General features: G+C 38.6%; 19 protein-coding genes. 8 read left to right on the top strand and 11 right to left on the bottom strand.

Annotated elements, in window-relative coordinates; genetic code table 11:
- Positions 1-4 precede the first annotated feature (4 nt).
- Complete coding sequence (locus N824_RS18185; protein ID WP_048906575.1) at positions 5-658, bottom strand: uridine kinase; 654 nt, start codon at positions 656-658, stop codon at positions 5-7.
- Positions 648-1,859: a LysM peptidoglycan-binding domain-containing protein gene (locus N824_RS18180; RefSeq protein ID WP_048906574.1), complete on the bottom strand. Its 1,212-nt coding sequence runs from the start codon at positions 1,857-1,859 to the stop codon at positions 648-650. The genes N824_RS18185 and N824_RS18180 overlap by 11 nt, the downstream gene beginning before the upstream one ends.
- Positions 1,860-2,040: 181 nt before the next feature.
- On the opposite strand from N824_RS18180, the gene N824_RS18175 reads away from it, so the two are divergent.
- Both N824_RS18175 and N824_RS18170 read left to right on the top strand, forming a co-directional pair.
- Positions 2,041-2,520 carry a Dps family protein gene (locus tag N824_RS18175; RefSeq protein WP_048906573.1) on the top strand — a complete coding sequence of 160 codons (480 nt, stop codon included), beginning with the start codon at positions 2,041-2,043 and terminating at the stop codon, positions 2,518-2,520.
- Positions 2,521-2,648: 128 nt separating this feature from the next.
- Positions 2,649-4,484: a UbiD family decarboxylase gene (locus N824_RS18170; RefSeq protein WP_048906572.1), complete on the top strand. Its 1,836-nt coding sequence runs from the start codon at positions 2,649-2,651 to the stop codon at positions 4,482-4,484.
- Positions 4,485-4,693: 209 nt separating this feature from the next.
- On the opposite strand, the gene N824_RS18165 is transcribed toward N824_RS18170, so the two are convergent.
- Positions 4,694-5,104 (bottom strand): outer membrane protein transport protein, encoded by a 411-nt coding sequence (locus N824_RS18165; RefSeq protein ID WP_048906571.1) that lies wholly within the window; start codon positions 5,102-5,104, stop codon positions 4,694-4,696.
- A 1,553-nt stretch (positions 5,105-6,657) separates the two neighbouring features.
- Positions 6,658-6,876, bottom strand: coding sequence for a hypothetical protein (locus tag N824_RS30345; protein ID WP_152542375.1), 219 nt, complete (start codon positions 6,874-6,876; stop codon positions 6,658-6,660).
- Between the two features lie 135 nt (positions 6,877-7,011).
- On the opposite strand from N824_RS30345, the gene N824_RS31385 reads away from it, so the two are divergent.
- The 6 genes from N824_RS31385 (at position 7,012) to N824_RS18135 (ending at position 12,084) form a co-directional block, all read left to right on the top strand.
- A complete protein-coding gene (locus N824_RS31385) occupies positions 7,012-7,221 on the top strand; it encodes a hypothetical protein (RefSeq protein WP_161662336.1) in 210 nt (69 codons plus the stop codon).
- 157 nt (positions 7,222-7,378) lie between these two features.
- Positions 7,379-8,851 (top strand): proline--tRNA ligase, encoded by a 1,473-nt coding sequence (gene proS, locus N824_RS18155; protein WP_048906569.1) that lies wholly within the window; start codon positions 7,379-7,381, stop codon positions 8,849-8,851.
- An 11-nt stretch (positions 8,852-8,862) separates the two neighbouring features.
- Positions 8,863-9,558, top strand: coding sequence for a hypothetical protein (locus N824_RS18150; protein WP_048906568.1), 696 nt, complete (start codon positions 8,863-8,865; stop codon positions 9,556-9,558).
- Positions 9,555-10,694: a cystathionine gamma-synthase gene (locus N824_RS18145; RefSeq protein ID WP_048906567.1), complete on the top strand. Its 1,140-nt coding sequence runs from the start codon at positions 9,555-9,557 to the stop codon at positions 10,692-10,694. The genes N824_RS18150 and N824_RS18145 overlap by 4 nt, the downstream gene beginning before the upstream one ends.
- Positions 10,695-10,701: 7 nt before the next feature.
- The gene (locus N824_RS18140; protein ID WP_048906566.1) at positions 10,702-11,562 is read left to right on the top strand and encodes a TIGR02757 family protein; all 861 of its coding nucleotides are present in this window, start codon (positions 10,702-10,704) and stop codon (positions 11,560-11,562) included.
- A 6-nt stretch (positions 11,563-11,568) separates the two neighbouring features.
- Complete coding sequence (locus N824_RS18135; RefSeq protein WP_048906565.1) at positions 11,569-12,084, top strand: YdeI/OmpD-associated family protein; 516 nt, start codon at positions 11,569-11,571, stop codon at positions 12,082-12,084.
- A 1-nt stretch (position 12,085) separates the two neighbouring features.
- On the opposite strand, the gene N824_RS18130 is transcribed toward N824_RS18135, so the two are convergent.
- The 7 genes from N824_RS18130 to N824_RS18100 all read right to left on the bottom strand — a co-directional run bounded on the left by N824_RS18130 (position 12,086) and on the right by N824_RS18100 (position 19,721).
- Positions 12,086-12,817: a polyprenol monophosphomannose synthase gene (locus tag N824_RS18130; protein WP_048906564.1), complete on the bottom strand. Its 732-nt coding sequence runs from the start codon at positions 12,815-12,817 to the stop codon at positions 12,086-12,088.
- A 96-nt stretch (positions 12,818-12,913) separates the two neighbouring features.
- Positions 12,914-14,407, bottom strand: a complete 1,494-nt coding sequence (locus tag N824_RS18125; protein ID WP_048906563.1) for a peptide MFS transporter — start codon at positions 14,405-14,407, stop codon at positions 12,914-12,916.
- Between the two features lie 16 nt (positions 14,408-14,423).
- Positions 14,424-16,250 (bottom strand): peptide MFS transporter, encoded by a 1,827-nt coding sequence (locus N824_RS18120; RefSeq protein WP_048906562.1) that lies wholly within the window; start codon positions 16,248-16,250, stop codon positions 14,424-14,426.
- Between the two features lie 234 nt (positions 16,251-16,484).
- Entirely contained in the window at positions 16,485-17,381 is an 897-nt protein-coding gene (locus N824_RS18115) for a hypothetical protein (RefSeq protein WP_235207189.1), read from the bottom strand.
- A gap of 33 nt (positions 17,382-17,414) precedes the next feature.
- Positions 17,415-18,593, bottom strand: coding sequence for an acetyl-CoA C-acyltransferase (locus tag N824_RS18110; RefSeq protein WP_048906560.1), 1,179 nt, complete (start codon positions 18,591-18,593; stop codon positions 17,415-17,417).
- Positions 18,594-18,671: 78 nt separating this feature from the next.
- A complete protein-coding gene (locus N824_RS18105; RefSeq protein WP_048906559.1) occupies positions 18,672-18,851 on the bottom strand; it encodes a hypothetical protein in 180 nt (59 codons plus the stop codon).
- Between the two features lie 9 nt (positions 18,852-18,860).
- Positions 18,861-19,721, bottom strand: a complete 861-nt coding sequence (locus tag N824_RS18100) for an SPFH domain-containing protein (protein ID WP_048906558.1) — start codon at positions 19,719-19,721, stop codon at positions 18,861-18,863.
- Between the last annotated feature and the right edge of the window lie 117 nt (positions 19,722-19,838).

Here is a 19,838-nt window from a genome sequence, read left to right as displayed (position 1 = left end):
AGGCTTATTCTGCCTGTTTATGTTTGCAATATTTCACCTTTAGGTCTACTGAGATCTCTTCAGTTATTTTGATGATATCATCAGGTGTATCATGATTGTTTATAATAACCTGATCACACTCGCCTTTGTAAGGCAATAAAAACTCTTTGTAAGCAGGAACCACATGATTGTTCCATTTGTAAATCACATCTTCTTCAGGGTATCCGCGTTCCATACCATCGCGTTTAATTCTGCGGTCTAATGCCACAGATTCTTCTGCCTCCACAAAAATCCTGTGATCCAGCAGGGTTGCAATTTCTTTAAAATGGAGAATGAAAAGTCCCTCAACAATGATAATGGGAGCAGGATTAATTTCGAGTATTTTGGTTATTGCTAATGGATTATTGAAGTTATATTCCTTCTTATAAACAACTTCTCCTTTTAAGAGTTTCTTAATGTCAAGCAGAAATTGTTGATCATCTATGGTCGATGGCAGATCGAAGTTGTATAATTTGTTTTCTTCCTGAGTCATTTCACCAGCCGGGATGTAATAATCATCCTGTGAAACTAATGTTACCTCATCATTTTTAAAATGATGTAGGAAACAGTTCAAAAAGAAGGTTTTACCGGATCCACTACCACCCGCAATACCGATAATAAAGGGCTTATTATTGTTCATTCTCTTGTCCGCCGTATGTTAAATTGCAATAAAATCTTTTGTCTAAAGCTCCCAGTGCATCAGCAACTGCTTTAGTCATTACAATTATAACATCTTTTGTAGACTCATTTTCAGAAAATTTACCAACAACCTTTGCAAAGGTTGATCTGTTGCTCATCGGGTTGGTAATTTTCATTACGGTCCCAATTGGAGCTGTGCGGTGTAAAACCAACATTTTAGTAGGATCAAGATCAGTATCAGAAATCCATACAGCAGTACCTTTTTCGTCGATCTGGTTTAAGCCATATCTGCTTGCCGCATATTTTAATGATGGATCTTTGATAGAGTTTAGGGTATCAAGAGGGTGTTCAGGCTGTGGTGGAGTAACAGGATATTGACCCCTGATCCATAACTTCTGACCAACAGTTAATGAATTGTCTGTCAGGTTATTTTTAGCCTTTAACTGATCCATTGTTAACTTGTAGCGTGTTGCGATAGAATACATCGTCTCGTTTGATGCAACTGTATGGATCAATAATGGGCCGTTATCTTGTTTTGCAGAATCAGGCTTCGTTGAATCTGGCTTTGTCGTATCTGGCTTAGCTGCTGTAGGTTTTTGTATTGGCAGTGTAGGCTTTATGCTGTCTTTTTTAACCACAATAGCCACAGGATCTTTTTGTGTATTGTCAACCGGTGGGGTGTTGATCTTTTCAGGATCTACAGTTGCCAATGGTGTTCCGTCTGGAGATTTTGTAGCAGGAATTTTTAACACCTGACCAATTTGTAAGTTTATGGAACGAAGATTATTGATCCTTTTGATTTCGTTTACAGTAGTGCCGTATTTTTCGGCAAGCATATTCAGGTTTTCTTTTTTCTGAACGGCATGTTCTATCAGATTGCCCTCGGTAGGTGTATCAGTAGCTGCTGGCGTTGTAGTCTCATTAGCGCTAGCAGTCGGATTTCCGTTAAATGGGATGTCAGTAGGTACTTTAATGATTACCCCAATTTGAAGGTATTTGTTGTCATTAAAAGTCATAATATACTTAGGAACAACGTTATATCTTCTTCCTAATGAATAGTAGGTGTCTTTTGCGACAATCTTATGGATGATCAATTTTTTACCATTGTAATTTTCAACCCCAATTGAATCTCTGGTGTTTGCTTTAGCAGCTGAAAAACTAAGAAGTACGGCAAAGAATGATACTATATAATATTTATACATTAATTTTCTGATAAAGTAATTTCGCAATTATACGAATAATAAAAATAACCCCTGAATTGATACTATAAACGTTGCTTATGATTTACTATTGTATGTTAAGAACATTTTTCAAACCATTTTAATTAGGTATTGTTATATTTTCAATTCCTGAAAGGGTGACAAAATAAAAAAAATAAATACTATGGACGCAAAAGAAATCAGTTTAAATGAAAAGAAAGTAAAACCCGTTGTAGATATGCTTAACGATTATTTAGCAAACTACCACGTTCATTATCAGAAATTAAGAGGATGCCATTGGAACATTAAAGGGCAGAATTTTTTTACACTGCACATAAAGTTTGAAGAGTTATATACCAATGCGCAACTTACAATTGATGAGATTGCTGAACGTGTTTTAACGCTTGGAAAACCACCTCACAGTCGTTTTGCCGACTACATTAAAGAATCTGCAATAAAAGAAATTGACACCATAGGTTTAAAGGATCTGGATATGGTCGATGCCGTTCTTGAGGATATGGCTAAACTAATAGAAATAGAACGCGAGCTCCTTGAAGCTACCGATAAAGCTGGCGATGACGGATCTAACGATATGGTAAACAGGTTTATGCAGTTCAAAGAAAAAAATACTTGGATGCTTCGTTCATTTGCAGGCAAGAAATAATATAGAATTATACTCACGTCGTCATGCTGAATTTATTTCAGCATCCCGTTGAGGCAGGTTTATATCTACTTTGGGATGCTGAAATAAATTCAGCATGACGTTTTTACTTTTAATATCTTTGGCATGTAATGGGATATAAAAGTTTAGCAGACTGTGTTGCCGATCTTGAAAAGCATGGGCATTTAATTAGGATAAAAGAAGAGGTTGATCCTTACCTTGAAATGGCTGCAATACACCTAAGGGTGTATGAGCAACAAGGACCGGCGTTATACTTCGAAAAAGTTAAAGGAAGTAAGTTTCCTGCTGTTTCTAATTTGTTTGGAACATTAGAACGTTCCAAGTTCATGTTTCGCGATAGCTTGCCTAAAGTTGAACAGCTGGTGAATCTTCGTTCAGATCCGGTTAAAGCGCTAAAAAATCCTTTTAAATTACCAGGTATCGCTTTTACAGCATTAACAGCACTTCCCTTAAAGCAAAGTCTGTTTAAAGCTAACTTCAGTAAAACTACTATCAGCGAGTTACCTCAGATTGTAAACTGGCCAATGGATGGGGGCCCTTTTATTACCATGCCTCAGGTTTATACAGAAGATATCGATAAACCGGGCGTGTTAAATGCAAATCTGGGCATGTATAGAATACAGTTAGCAGGCAACGATTACGAAACCAACAAAGAAATAGGATTACATTATCAAATACATAGGGGTATAGGTGTTCATCAATCTAAAGCCAATGCAAAAGGACTGCCTTTAAAGGTGAGTATTTTTGTTGGTGGCCCGCCTTCTCATCCCCTGGCTGCGGTAATGCCATTACCCGAAGGACTTTCTGAAATGACTTTTGCAGGGGCCTTAGGTAACAGAAGGTTCCGGTACTTTTATGATGATGAAGGATTTTGCATTTCAGCCGATGCTGATTTTGTGATAACAGGTACTGTTTATCCGCAAGAGAATAAGCCAGAAGGACCGTTTGGCGATCATTTAGGTTACTATAGTCTTACCCATCCTTTTCCATTAATGAAGGTGCATAATGTTTATCACAGAAACGATGCAATATGGTCGTTTACCGTAGTAGGCAGACCTCCTCAGGAGGATACCAGTTTTGGTGCATTGATCCATGAGATTGCAGGATCGGCATTGCCTAAAGAAATACATGGGTTAAAAGAAGTAAACGCTGTTGATGCAGCAGGGGTACACCCTTTATTATTTGCCATCGGAAGTGAGCGTTATACACCGTATCTTAAGGAGAGAAGACCTCAGGAAATTTTAACTATTGCAAACCATATTCTTGGTAAGAATCAGTTAAGTTTAGCCAAGTACTTATTTATAGCTGCCAGAGAAGATAATGAACGGTTAGATACTCATGATCTTTCTGGTTTTATACAACATGTATTGGAACGTATTGATCTTACAAGAGATTTGCACTTCCATACCAAAACAACTATAGATACTTTAGATTATAGTGGGGAGGGGCTAAACAGTGGTTCTAAAGTAGTGTTTGCTGTGGCGGGGGAGAAAAAGAGAGTGCTTGCTACTGAACTTGCCGAAGGTTTTGTAATGCCTTCTGAATTTAGTTCTGTTAAGCTTGCCATTCCAGGTGTAATGGCTTTGCAACTTCCGGCTTATACTACAGCTAGAGCGGCAAAAGACGAAGTAGCTCTATTAGAAGAGGCTCTAAAGGGTAAAGATTTAAGTGGTATACCTTTGATTGTGCTTTGTGATGATGCTGAATTTACTGCTCACAATATAAACAATTTGGTATGGGTAACGTTTACGCGTAGCAATCCGGCAACTGATATTCATGGTATTTCGGAGTTTATTGATGATAAACACTGGGGCTGTAATGGGCCTGTGATAATTGATGCACGTAAAAAACCGCACCATGCGCCTGAGTTATTGAAACTGTCTGAAATAGAAGAAAAAGTGAACAGGTTGGGAGAGCAGGGCGCTTCGTTATTTGGAGTGATCTAGTTTAAAAGAAAAAAGATTGATATACGTCAGTATTGAGGGTAAACACTGAGTTTTAATAGAGAACAGTGCTTCAGAGTCGTTGCAAAGTCGTTCAAGAGTCGTTTATTTTATAGGGTACTTTCGTCATCCTGAAATAAATTCAGGACGACGGGCGTGTTATATGAGATTGTGACAATTATACTCTCTAGAGAGTATAATCATACTAACTTTTAAAACCTCAATCCAAAGGTTAAAAATACATTGTTTCTTGAAGTTTTAATATCAGCAACCGGTTCTAAGGGGTTGTCGTTTGTTCCAAGTAAATAAGGAGACAGCTCTGTGTTTGTTTCCGTGCGTTGATAAGCAACGTCAACATAATAGTTGTCGATGCGATAGCCAAGTCCACCAGAATAAAACTGAGTAGCGAAATGACCATTATCATCACCTTGTATCGCACTTCCATTAACACCGTAACCACCCCTTAAGCTAAATGCATTGTCTATTTTATATTCTGCTCCAAGTCTAAAGTTAACGGCTTGTTTGTAATTGTCTCTTACTGAATTGTTTTCGTCAACAATAGTTGCCGGATCAAGGCCCTGATCGGTTGAGAAACGAATAGTACTATAATCTACATAATCCACATSGGCAGAGAGHAAMGMWTWGNMCTRYAATNTACRTAANCYANCAYCNNCAGARATNCWWWKMWWKGYSTKCWRWYACNGTAAYTNGNANMYRGAKANSYTTTKWAMKGTGYYMTKANASGSTWMYTGMANTNGSANYASYWWYRWWYTKWGMSWYTAANRMYTMYWGMAKTAKYRYCWYCAAYAANYWTYMRWGWMKRARAYTRTANARGNTNMYYSKMTTCNNTAANNAWYYWTSAANNMSRKTSTAANRRTTRYCCCKAWWCKRRMATTWTMMMCCGRTCNNMYWWTKATYCCTNNNSRKKYWKTMTNSYMMGATMSKTTKKAYTNYTGANKTTGTCTNSYAWKRTWSSTKRTWCWKTRARTTSWCTRYCRTTGNTNTMMYGANWCRKTAANNAWTSANTRYMSTKGMTMYRAYRWACNWYMWSSWWWGAWANWSTKRMTMSSMYMTRMASCNRGTWAGWWMWGWTNRTWGMMCCTGANNNWSTWAKTTCANNKWTSTTSWRSSTGWTNSKTAYKTYANKTTWCTKCWRRRTRWYSRKTANCRTNTWGWTNCTRMAARATAMCCATNNNCATMTKSRTCYWWWWGANACMSATNCATWTGNNMRKCCKTTTGAANNNNTYYRYYWGKTMANCCRWWKKAATYTNMCRRKTSANMWWAKTRRKMTWYGATNNWSMRTWATTGRRATTTGMWSYAMMRTMATTGNNWMWKTTRYAGNRMAATYMYKRWTWCWSTWMTWRSCANMYYSCGNWTRSRYKWCTTRNCCNNWCMYYSYRWTRGSTNGKCTNWRMMSWWYYAYWCYAATANNTGGNYTAANRWWKAMMTWSWCYWWTRTGGNNTTWRKGTTTWSRTTSWSWWWKKTSGMWTTTSYRKWKWRRTTMWKRAAKTYCGSAKTTNNASANKRAATTNYYGAWTTNSYGRANRTTMCNASTNMMTKCCGRKTTANYSAMCAWTYSWASTCMTGYCNSSKYYAMCWCCAANTTGNNYKCWYSWCYCMTMCNWYTYMAATYTNGWGSTMCWMCCATAMTTNKTMWRWSWGRAKKTWMWASCATMAKKRGWSTRARWSWRKKYKWAWGYWKYWSSWGAGNAWRKCTNRSYGTANYSWYSWKMSWKAGNATNRGYTWYTKYAKSYAYCNKWRATARTANSAKTTTNNKTKCANYSTRYMTKWRYARKRSAYTTTAAGNTRYMCYCTKCMTGWKCWKGRYRMTYTRMSKYMKCCKCNTCCTGATCTTGATGATCTGCCGCCGCCGCCGCCGCTGCTACCTCCACTGCTTCTTCCACCACCACTGCTTTCTCTTGCAGGAGGGCTGTAGCTAGGTCTGCTTTCTGGCTGACGGGCTGGAGCACTTTCTCTCGTAGGTCTTACGGTTTCAGTACGTGTAGGTCTTGTTGCTTCGCCACGAGAAGGTCTGGTAGCTTGGCCATCAGCCGGTACTCTGCCTGGTCTTGTAGAAACTGTTCCATCAGGATTAGTTCTGGAAGGTCTGGCCCTGTTAGGAATAACATTGCCATCAGCGTCCACTCTGGTTGCCGGTCTGGCATATCTGCGGTTCACCCCAAAACCGTTTTCTCTACCCACAGATGGTCTTGCCCTGTAATCAGGTACATTGGTAGTTCTGCCGGTATAATAGCCACCGCCCCACAGTCCGCCACCCCATAAGCCACCGCCCCACAGGCCTCCTCCGTAATAGCCACCACCGTAGTAGTAGTTATTCCAGCCAAAGTTGTTGTAACCCCAGAAAGGAGAACTTGCAAATCCCCAGCCTCCATAAGGAGAATTCCAGTAGCTGTTGTAGAATGGACTATATCCAAAGTCCAATGAACCAGAAGAATACCATCCAGAATAATAATATGGATCGTAGTAAGTTCTGAAAGGACTTGAGTAATAAAATCTGTTTATACGAGATGAATAATCCTGATCGTAATAGTAATCACTTGTTCCGTAATAATCACTTTCGTCATATTGTTCATCAGCATATTGCTGATCGTCATATTGAGGTTGCTGTACTTGTTGAGGAGCGGGGGTATAAACCTTTGCCTTCACTGTACTGCTATAAACGTCATCATCAGTATTGGCACTTTGCTGCGCAAGCCTTGGCGCAGAGCAAGACGTAACAGCTATGGCTGCTAAGACGAGCATTCCCGTGAATAAATGGTTAGGTTTCATAACTATATGTGTTGTTTGTGTGTTGCAATTTTTTTGTAGGTATAAATTTATAAATTTGTAGTCTACATTACAAGTCATTTAACACAAAAAACGTTCCATTCAGCTATGAGCAAAGGCATTACAAGTAAAAACGAAGATTATTCCCAGTGGTATAACGACATTGTTATAAAAGCTGACCTGGCAGAACACTCATCCGTTAAGGGATGTATGGTGATAAAACCTTATGGATACTCCATTTGGGAGAAGATGCAGGCTATTTTAGACCAAAAATTTAAAGATACAGGACACAGTAATGCTTATTTCCCGTTATTCATACCAAAGTCATATTTTTCAAAGGAAGCCTCGCATGTTGAAGGTTTTGCAACAGAATGTGCCGTTGTGACACATTATCGTCTGAAAAATGATGGAAATGGGAACATTATTGTTGATGAAACAGCCAAATTGGAAGAAGAATTGATCGTTAGACCAACCTCCGAAACCATTATTTGGAATACTTATAGAGGATGGATTCAATCTTACAGGGATCTTCCTTTGTTGATAAATCAATGGGCAAATGTTGTACGTTGGGAAATGCGTACCCGTTTGTTCTTGCGTACGACTGAGTTTTTATGGCAAGAAGGACATACCGCTCATGCAACTTCTGAGGAGGCAATTGAAGAAACAAGAGAAATGCTTGATGTTTATGCAGATTTTGCTGAAAACTGGATGGGTTTGCCAGTGGTAAAAGGTGTAAAAACGCCAAATGAGCGTTTTGCAGGAGCATTAGATACGTTTTGCATTGAAGCATTAATGCAGGACGGAAAAGCATTGCAAGCCGGAACTTCTCACTTCCTTGGACAGAACTTCGCTAAAGCATTTGATGTAAAGTTCACGAATAAAGAGGGTAAGATAGAGCACGTTTGGGCAAGCTCATGGGGTGTTTCTACACGTTTAATTGGTGCGTTGATTATGGCGCATAGCGATGATGCAGGTCTGGTGCTTCCTCCAAAACTAGCTCCAATACAGGTGGTTATTGTTCCTATTTACAAAGGCGACGAGGAGTTAAATAAGATCTCGACATTTGTTGATGAATTAATGCCAAAACTGAAACGTCTAGGGATTTCTGTAAAATATGACGACCGTGATACTCAGCGTCCGGGCTTTAAGTTTGCTGAATATGAGCTTAAAGGTGTGCCAATTCGTCTGGCTATTGGTGGCAGAGATATGGAAAACGGCACTGTTGAGCTTGCAAGAAGAGATACCAGAGAGAAGCAGACTGTTATTCAGGAAGGACTTGAAATTCATATTGCACAGCTTTTAGAAGAGATTCAGCAAAATATCTACAACAAAGCCTTTGACTATAGAACTGAGCATACTACTGATGCCAATTCTTATGATGAGTTTAAAGAATTGCTTGATGGAAAAGCTGGATTTATTGCTGCGCATTGGGACGGAACGCCTGAAACAGAGCAAAAAATTAAGGAAGAAACCAAGGCCACTATTAGGTGTATCCCGTTAGATAATAAGTTGGAAGAAGGAGTTTGTATTTACTCAGGTAAGCCATCTACCCAAAGGGTATTATTTGCACGCGCATACTAAAATTTAATGGAATGGAAACTGAGAACTACAGTAAAATACTGAGCGAATTCGAGAGTAAAGCTTCATTAAAACAAAAGATATTTAGAAATACTACTGAGGTTTTCGGCTTGCTGAAGACCCAGCTTTCTAAAATTGCAGTTAAGCTGCAAACGGATTATGTGGCCAAAGATCCCTCCGTTGAGGTGCATTTTAAGGAAAGCGGTAAATTTGAAGGTCAGCTTAAGTTTTCAGGTGATGTGTTGATGGTGTCTATGCATACCAATGTATTTGCCTTTGATAAAACACATTCCATATACCAAACAAAGTACATCAAAGAAGATGAGTCTCTAAGTTTTTGCGGAACTATTTATATCCATAACTTCCTTGCTGATTCTGTGAAATATAACAGGTTGGCAGATGAGGGATCGCTGATTGCGCGTATACTGGTTAATAAGGAAAAGCATTTTATGGTTGAGGGGGAGGGTGCGCTTGATTTCTTATACCAAAGCATGGCTGAAAACGTTGTAACGGAAGAAAAGCTAACAGATATTATAGAGCGATCTATTCTTCACTGTCTGGACTCTGATCTTTTATTACCCCCTTTTGCAGAAATAAAAGAAGTAACTTTAAATCAAAAACAATCAATGCTGGCTTCAAGCGGTTATCCAACCAGTAAAAACCTTGGTTACCAGTTTAAATCAGAAATTGAGCAGAACGATAATATATGAAATTTGCAACTAAAGCGATCCACGCCGGACAAGAGCCTGATCCTACAACAGGAGCAGTGATGACCCCGATTTATCAAACTTCTACTTACTGGCAGAAATCGCCTGGTGACCACAAAGGTTTTGAATATTCGAGAGGTACCAACCCAACGCGTAAAGCACTTGAAGATTGTTTGGCAGCATTGGAAAATGCTAAATATGGGTTGGCTTTTTCGAGCGGAATGGGCGCTACAGATACTGTATTAAGGTTGTTGAAGCCTGGAGATGAGGTGATTACCGGGGACGATCTTTATGGTGGTTCTTATCGCATATTTACCAAGGTTTATGAAAAGTATGGCATTAAGTTTCATTTTCTGGATTTATCGAAACCAGAAAACATACTGCCACACATCAATGAAAACACCAAATTGGTTTGGATAGAAACACCAACCAATCCAACAATGAGGATCATTGACATCGAGGGGGTTGCTAAAATTACTAAACAGCACAAGTTAATTCTTACTGTTGATAATACTTTTGCATCTCCATATTTGCAGAATCCAATGGATTTGGGTGCTGATATTGTAATGCACTCTGTAACCAAATACATCGGGGGTCACTCTGATGTGGTAATGGGCGCATTGCTTGTAAACGATGATCAGCTTTATAAAGATCTTTGGTTTATTTACAATGCTTGCGGGGCTACGCCAGGACCTCAAGATTCATTTTTGGTGTTGAGAGGTATTAAAACACTTCATTTGAGGATGAAGGCGCATTGTGAGAATGGAGAGAAGGTAGCGCGTTATCTTAAAAATCATCCAAAGATTGATAAGATCTACTGGCCGGGTTTTGAAGATCATCCTAACCATGATATTGCGAAAAAACAGATGCGTGGTTTTGGAGGTATGGTGTCTATAACTTTAAAGGATGCTGATCTTCAGGAGACATTCCGTGTAGCTTCTTCTTTTAAGGTTTTTACACTTGCGGAATCTCTAGGTGGTGTAGAATCGTTAATTAACCATCCAACTACAATGACTCATGGTTCTATCCCTAAAGCCGAGCGTGAGAAAGTAGGAGTGACAGATAACCTGTTGCGCCTGAGTGTTGGGGTTGAGGATATTGATGATTTGCTTGCCGATTTAGAACAGGCACTTAAATAATCATCAGTTGGAATTTTTAAAACTCAAAGAATTTTTGGACGTAAAGTTTGATCAGTATAACCGACCAAACTTTATTCAAAATGACCCTATCTGTATTCCACATCAGTATACTAAAAAACAAGACATTGAAATTGCCGCTTTTTTTGCGGCAATTTTAGCTTGGGGGCAACGAAAAACCATCATTAACAAGTGTAATGAACTGTTTGAGCGGATGGATAATGATCCGCATAATTTTATGCTGCACCATGGTGAGGATGATTTAAAACGCTTGCTTGGCTTTAAACACAGAACGTTTAACGACACGGATCTCCTGTATTTTGTGGCATTTTTTAATCAGCACTATCAACAGTTTGATAGTCTTGAGACTGCTTTTTTATCTCCTTCGGATGCTTTTAGAAGCGACTTTTTAACTGAAGAGCTTCAGCATGGATACACAAAGTATGCTTCTTCAAGCTGTATGTTATCAGAGTTAACCCAGCAGGAGCCAAAAGCCGAAAGATCCCTTAATTATTTCAGGTCTTATTTCTTTTCTCTTCCGGATTATCCAATGAGAACTATAAAACATGTTTCTTCACCAATGCAAAAGTCTACCTGCAAGCGTTTAAATATGTTTTTGAGATGGATGGTAAGGAAAGATAAGAAGGGTGTTGATTTTGGGATATGGAACACAATTAAGCCTTCAGATTTGATATGTCCGTGTGATGTGCACGTAGATAGGGTGGCGCGTAAGCTTGGCTTAATTGAAAGAAAACAGACCGATTGGCGCACTGCAGTGGAACTTACAAATGAACTGCTTAAATTTGATCCTATGGATCCTGTTAAATATGATTTTGCATTGTTTGGCTTAGGTGTAGAGGAGAAATTTTAAGCTATTATGGTTACTTTTAAAGCAGAAATAGAGCGTTTTGCCGAAATGGGAGAAAAAACAGGCTGGACGTATGTTTTTATTCCCCTTGCTATTGCCAATATGATCAAGCCCGATTGCAGGAAGAGTTATCGGGTAAAGGGCCGTTTGGACCACATTGAAATTGAAGGAATAGCACTTGTGCCAATGGGAGAGGGGAACTTTATTATGGCGCTAAATGCAGGCGTTCGTAAGCAGCTCAAGAAAGACCTGGGTGGAGTTTTAGAGCTGGTTTTAGAGGAGGATACAACTTTTAAAATAGAGGTGCCAGAGGATCTTCAGGTCTGCCTTTCTGATGAACCACATCTCCTTAAAAACTTTTTAAAACAGCCTAAATCGCATCAAAATTGGTATATCAATTGGCTTAACTCGGCTAAAACAGAAGCCACCCGTACCAAAAGAATCGTGAAGATCGTTTTAGCTATGGATAAGGATTGGGATTTTGGAACGATGATGCGTGATGGAAAGCCCAGAAAAGAAGATTAGACTAAGTTCTGTCGTATTTCCTGAACCAGCTCCATACTTTCATTTGGATTACTCCAATAAAAGCTTCTCTGAAAATACGTGTACTCATTTTTGAAGTACCCTCTGTACGATCTGTAAATATAATTGGAACTTCCTCTACCTTAAACCCGTATTTGATGGCGGTAAACTTCATTTCAATCTGGAAGGCATAGCCAACAAATTTAATCTTGTCTAACGGAATAGTGGCAAGTACGTTGCGCCGGTAGCATTTAAAGCCGGCAGTTGCATCCTGTATGTCGATACGTGTAATTAAGCGCACATACATTGAGGCGAAATAAGACATTAACACTCTGCTCATAGGCCAGTTTACTACGTTAACTCCTCTAACATAACGGGATCCCACGGCAACGTCTGAACCATTAACACAGGCTTCGCGTAAACGTATCAGGTCATCCGGATTGTGCGAGAAATCGGCATCCATCTCAAATATATATTCATATTGAGGTTTGGCCAGCGCCCATCTGAAACCGTGAATGTAAGCGGTTCCAAGTCCTAATTTGCCTGTTCTTTGTTCTAAATGAAGTGCCGGATATTCTTTCTGGAGGTTCTTAACTATTTCGGCTGTGCCATCAGGGGAACCATCATCAATAACTAATATTTCGAAGAAATAGCTTAACGAAAAAACCTTTCTAATGATTCTCTCAATATTTTCTTTCTCGTTGTAGGTAGGTATTATTACTAGACTGTCTGACACGTAAAATAAATTAAGTAGCGAAATTATGGATTCTAAATGAAAAAACCCTTAATATAGATTATACTAAGGGTTAAATTTTGTTAAAAAAGCTAAATTCTAGCTCACACCTTGCATTAAACGCTTAATTAAAGGAGAGAAAAGGATTAAAAATACTCCGGCAACAGCGGCATAAATTGCCAGTTGATAATATCCTGATGTATAAGATTCCAGTTTGGTGAGCAAAGATACGTTGTCGCCACTTACAGACATCTCTGCACCAAGTTTTCCTGCGGCGAATTGTCCGAATGCACTTGCTAAGAACCACATACCCATCATCATTCCTGTTAATTTTTTAGGCGACAATTGTGTAACCAGCGACATGCCAATCGGCCCCAAGCAAAGTTCTCCAATGGTGGTTACCAAATAACCTAGTGTGAAAAGATTTAATGAAGTTACACCATTTGCATCGGCAAAAAAACGAGTGTAAAAGAAGATGTAAAAGGATGCTGCCAGGAACAAAAATCCTACACCAAATTTGATAATCGAGTTTGGTTCCATTTTCTTTTTAGCGAGCCATAACCACAATAAACCAATTAAAGGACTAAATATAATTACGAATAAAGAATTAGAACTGTTGTTTACTACGTTAGGATCGATGTTGAAGAACAAAAGGGTATGCGACAAGTTTTTTTCTGCAAAAAGAGCCAGCGAACCACCGCTTTGTTCGTAAATGGCATTGAACAGGAAATAGCAGAAGATAAAGATAAATGCTGCAAACAATTTCATCTGAAATTTTCTGTCTTTAACTTTATATGTTTCGTACAAGAAATAGATAATTGATAAGGGCGCAATGGTATACATGAAATAATCTGTATAGTGTGTGTTTTGAACCATAATCAAAATTAATGGAACAGAGATCAGAGAGAAGAGGTAAACACCAATTTCACGTGCTCTTTTCTTCGATACAGCCATGTTTTTTAATGGGGAATCACCAATAGGGCCTAATGTTCTCTGTGTAAAGAGGAAGGTTATCAATCCTAAAGCCATAACAATTGCGGCAGCAAGGAAGGCATAATTCCATGAAACGTATTTACCCAGGTATACACAAAGTGCACCACCAAGTAAACCACCAATATTAATACCTGCATAGAACATGCCGTAACCTGCATCCCGGCGGGCATCGCCCTCTTTATATAAATCGCCTACCATCGACGATACATTAGGCTTGAAAAATCCTGTACCGATAATAGAAAGTGTAATGCCAATATAAAAGAACTCTTTTGGAGAGACCGCGATGATTAAATTGCCGAGTATCATGATCATTCCACCAAAGAAAAGTGATTTTCTAAAACCTAAGACTTTATCGGCAAAAATACCACCAAGGAAGGTGAAAGCATAAACGAATGCCTGAATAGCGGCGTATTGCAGATTGGCATCTTTATCTGTAAGTGCAAGGCCTACGATCTTGTCGATCATGAAAATGGTGAGCATACCACGCATACCATAAAAGCAAAAGCGTTCCCACATCTCCACTAAAAACAAAGCCCAAAGCTGTTTTGGGTATTTCCCCTTAAAGTCCTGGATCTCCTCCAGCGTAATGTTATGTTGCATTGTTATTTCAGTTAACTTATCTTACTTCGTGCATTAATTTTTTTATCACTGGAGTTAACAGGATAGACATTACTCCAATTGCAACGGCAACACCGGTTATGATTAGGAAGAAATAGCTAATGCCTTTTTCTGATGCAATTCTATCAGCGTTTTCTCCAAGTATACCTGCAACTTTATTGGCAATAGCAATTGCCAGGTACCATACACCAAACATAAAGGCAATCATTCTGGCAGGAACAAGCTTACTTACGTAAGAAAGGCCTACAGGAGAGATACAAAGTTCAGCCATGGTATGGAAAAGATAAACCATAATCAACCAAAAGATACTTACTGAAGCTGTTTTTGCACCAGGGATAATGTCTCTGGCTCCAAAAACAAGAAATGCCATTCCTAGTCCTAATAAGATCATGCCTATACCAAACTTAACGTTTGCACCAGGATTAAATTTGCTTTCCCACCACTTAGAGAACAATGGAGCTAGTGTGATAATAAATAAAGAGTTAAGTACACTAAACCATGAAGCTGGAATTTGAGTAAGGCTTTCTTTTACTTTCTCAATTTTAAGTGAAGCTAAAGTGGAATCTGAGAGGTTTAAAAACCCTGCTCCATAAAAATCGCGAACTAACATCCAGATAGTAATGATCCATATGATCACAAAGCTGATGCTTAGGATAATATTAGCCAAGCCATATTTTTTAAAGGTTTGCTTAAATAACAGCAATAAAACCCATGTGATAATTCCTAAAGGAACTACAGCAATTAATGAGTTTGCAATTAAGAAGATCAAACTTGAATTACCAACCAGAATTCTGTCGGTATAATCTCTGGCAAAGATGGTTAATGTACCCGGTGCTTGTTCAAAAACAGCGAAAAATGAAAAGGTTAAGAATGCAAAAAAGGTAACTGCGTATAATTTTTCCTTAGTTACCTTTGAATATTTTGTTAGCCTGTAAAATAATAAGAACAGAAACAAGCCCAGCGCTAACAATATAGTGAAATTGGTTCCTTCCATTCCAGCTATTTTGAAATTTAGCAGGTTGCTTGTTCCATGGGATATCTTAGAAATGGGATCGTTAATAACCCAGATTAAGCCTAAAGCGGAACAAATAAGAACAACGATAACCTGCCATAACGTAAATGGTACTCTGTTGTCCACATCATCTTTATCAATTACAATATCTCTTGTTTTAAGTGGTTTTAAACCGATGTCTCCAAAGATGTTCTGAGTGAAATAGAACTGTAATAAGCCGAACAGCATGAAAACACCTGCTAATCCAAAACCAATACTCCAGCCAACCTTCTCGCCCAGGTATCCACATAATAATATTCCAAAAAATGCACCTGCATTTACACCCATATAGAAAATGGTATATGCACCATCTTTCTTTTCAGGATGGTCTTTGTACATTAAGGAAACTATTGAAGTCATGTTTGGTTTGAAAAAACCGGTTCCAAAAACCAATAGTCCAAGGCCAAGGTAAATGAAAAATGGCGTTTCTACCGCCATGCAACCGTGACCTAAAGTCATCAATAAAGCCCCAACAATTACAGCCCATCTAAATCCAATTAATTTATCTGCAAAGTAACCGCCAAGCATAGTGGATAGATATACCAGGGCGGTATATGATCCGAAAAGCGACATTGCATGTTCCCGGGGCCAGCCCCAGCCCGGATGATCTCCTAAAACAGATGCCGTAAAGAACATGACCAATAGGGCCCGCATACCATAGTAGGAAAATCTTTCCCACATTTCTGTGAAGAATAAAACAAACAGTCCAGCGGGATGCCCCAGCACTTTACTTTCAAAAAAGTTATTTGGCGTATCCAAATTTTTAGTATCCATTTTAGTTTTCTTGTGTGTTATTTATAGTAAGTTTAGTTAGTTCAAGTATATTAATCTAATGCTATATCAACCTGACATGCGTTTTATATCAGGATTTTATATTTTATCTCGGAGTTTTTTATGTTAGTTGATTGTGCTTTTCCCTCTTTTTGTAAAAATAAGCATCGCGCAAGATAGGCACATGAAGGCAAACTCCCAAATTTTTAATTTCCATCAAAGGTGTATTAAATACACTTAAAGCTTCTTTATAGCCTTAATTTTCTTGTCTTTCGGATCTGAAAAAAGGTCGTCCATCTCGTTCGGCTCATTCTTTAATTCTATATTTTCTACTAGCTTCAATCGTCCGTTTAATAGCTTATACGCATCAAAACTTAAATCGGATGCGTAATATTCAAAATTTCCCATCATTTCTTCCGAAATAGGAGCCAGGTGATCAAATACAATCATGTTAACGTTCTTGTCAAGCGTTACCGTCATTGTATTTTGTTTGTTGTATTCAAAAACGATCCTGTTCTTTGTAGCCTTGCTTTTTTTGGCATCTTCAAACACAGGCTTACCAAAAACAGGTTGTTGTTCCTTATTAAAAGAAAGCACATCAATCACCTTTTTAGAAGTTTTTGAACTATTGCCTTTCCAGCCTATTAGTACGTAGTAAGGCTGTTGGCCATTCATAATAACCGGTATAATTTCATAATATCGGGCACCGTACCAGTTTTTATTGCCATTAATCAGATTGGTATCTTTAATATTAGCAGTATCATCAATAAGAGGAAACATTTTTAATTTTCCATCTTTTGTGGCCATTTGAATGGTGCCAAAAAAGCGATAAGAACCATCGTCAAGTGGCAGATACCATGACAATATCCTGAACGAATTATCAGGCGATTTAAGAATGGTAATTTTCTTTAATGAATCGAAAGGATAAAGAAATGATCCCTGAGTTTTTAGTGAATTGACCAATGTTTTTATAAAAGCTGCATTTTTAGTATACCGCTCAGAATTGCTGGTCGCGTTAAATGTCTCATTATTAAGCCTAATTAATGTATCCTGGAATTTATGCATTGCAGGACCATTGTTAAAGGCAAAACTATGCTGTGCATTAAGCCTTGCTGTGACACAGCATAGTATCATTATGAGTATTAAAGGTTTTAACCTCGTTCGCATCTAATTAATATTTTCTATAACTATAGCACTGGCACCACCGCCACCATTACATATTCCGGCTACGCCGATTTTTCCATCGTTTTGTGCCAGAACGGAAAGCAGTGTGACTACAATTCGTGCACCCGAGGCGCCCAGTGGGTGGCCTAAGGAAACGGCTCCTCCATTTATGTTAACTTTTTCTTCATTAAGTCCAAGTTCCTTATTGTTTGCAAGTGAAACCACAGAAAATGCTTCATTAATTTCGAAATAGTCAACGTCGGCAATGCTTTTTCCGGCTCTTTTTAGTGCTAATGGAATAGCCTTAGATGGTGCAGTGGTAAACCATTCAGGTGCCTGTTGCGCATCAGCATAGGCCAGGATTTTAGCTAAAGGTTTTAATCCAAGTTCTTTTGCCTTATCAGCACTCATTAAAACAAGGGCTGCCGCGCCATCATTAAGGGTTGAAGCATTGGCTGCCGTAACGGTTCCATCTTTTTTAAATACCGGTTTTAAGCCGGGGATTTTATCAAATTTAACAGCAAAAGGTTCTTCATCTTTAGAAACAAGTGTTATCTCACCTTTGCGGTCTTTTATTTCTACAGGAATTATTTCTGAATCGAATTTACCTTCAGTTTGTGCCGATTGAGCTCTTTTATAAGAATTGATTGCAAAAGCATCCTGATCTTCTCTGCTGATTCCACATTCTGAAGCACATAATTCGGCAGCAGAACCCATGTGGTAATCGTTATAAACATCCCACAGGCCATCTTTAAGGAGACCATCTGTAATCTGACCATGACCTAAGCGGTAACCAGTGCGTGCTTTATCCAAATAGTAAGGAACATTGCTCATGCTTTCCATTCCTCCGGCAACAATGATATCAATTTCTCCCAGTGCAATACTTTGAGCAGCAAGCATAATGGCTTTTGTGCCAGATGCACACACTTTATTGATTGTCGTTGCAGGAAGATTGGGCAGACCAGCGAATTTAGCTGCCTGTGTTGCAGGCGCTTGGCCAATATTGGCCGATAAAACGTTGCCCATGTAAACTTCCTGAATATCTGAGGGCTTTAGTCCTGCTTTTTCCACTGCCGCTCTGATGGCCAAAGCGCCTAATTGCGTAGCAGAAAAGCTTGATAATGCACCTCCAAAGCTACCAATTGGAGTTCTGATAGCAGATACAATTACTACTTCTCTCATTTACTGTGTTTTAAGTTAGTTGAAAGCAAAGTTATATAATTACTGTCATTCAGTGGTTATAACTGACCATTTTTAACATTATTGATCTGTATCATTTTTGTTTAACCGTTTTCTCCTGTTGGATTTTACGGCCTGATTGAGCAAAAATTCTATCTGTCCATTGGTGCTCCTAAACTCATCTCCGGCCCATTTCTCAATCTCTTTAAGTAGTTCAGGGTTTATTCTGAGAACAAAAGCTTTTTTATCTTTTTCAGACATATCTAATTGTTAATTATATAATGTCCCGGTATTTACAACGGGTTGAACATTACGATCGCCGCATAGCACTACCAGAAGATTACTAACCATAGCTGCTTTGCGTTCCTCATCCAATTCTACGATATTTTTTTCAGAAAGTCTATCCAAAGCCATTTCAACCATTCCCACTGCGCCTTCCACAATAAGTTTCCTTGCAGCAATTACGGCTGTAGCTTGTTGGCGCTGTAACATTGCACTTGCAATTTCCTGGGCATAGGCAAGGTGAGAAATTCTGGCTTCAACAACCTCTATTCCTGCGCGCGACAATCTTTCGCTTAATTCAGCTTCAAGTAATGAACTCACTTTTTCTGCACCGTCTTTTAAAGTGATTGTGGCCTCTTCATCTTCAAAATTATCGTACGGGAAAATGTTGGCCAGATGTCTGACAGCTGCTTCGCTTTGTATTGTTACATATTGCAGGTAGTCTTCAACTGCAAATGTTGCCTTTGCAGTTTCCTTTATTTGCCACACTACAACAGCTGCAATTTCAATTGGATTTCCAAGTTTATCATTTACCTTAATCTGATGCCCGTTTAGGTTTCTTGCTTTTAATGATACCTTTCTTTTAATGGTTAAAGGGTTAACCCAAAAAAAGCCATCGGTTTTAACTGTGCCTACATACTCGCCAAAAAGGGTTAGTACTTTAGCTTCATTTGGGTTGTTGATGATAAAGCCAGGCAGTATTAAAAAACCACAAATGGCTAAAATAACTTCTACAACTACAAAACTTTGAGCTGCCATTGCCAGTAGTCCGCATAATAATGTGAGCACAACAAATACGGCAATCATTCGAATGCCCGCAGGCGGAGTAATAATTTTTTCCTGATACATAATGATATTAATTTGATATCATAAAGTAAGCGATAATTTTTCATTAAAACAATACCTAATTGGCAGGTAGCCAGGTTGTTTTTTGTAGTTGAATAATCGGTGCCTAAAATCCATTAT

Source organism: Pedobacter sp. V48 (assembly GCF_000523515.1).
Taxonomy (GTDB): Bacteria; Bacteroidota; Bacteroidia; order Sphingobacteriales; family Sphingobacteriaceae; genus Pedobacter.
Note: the sequence above shows the minus strand (reverse complement) of the source record. Positions and strands in the feature narration are given on the sequence as shown.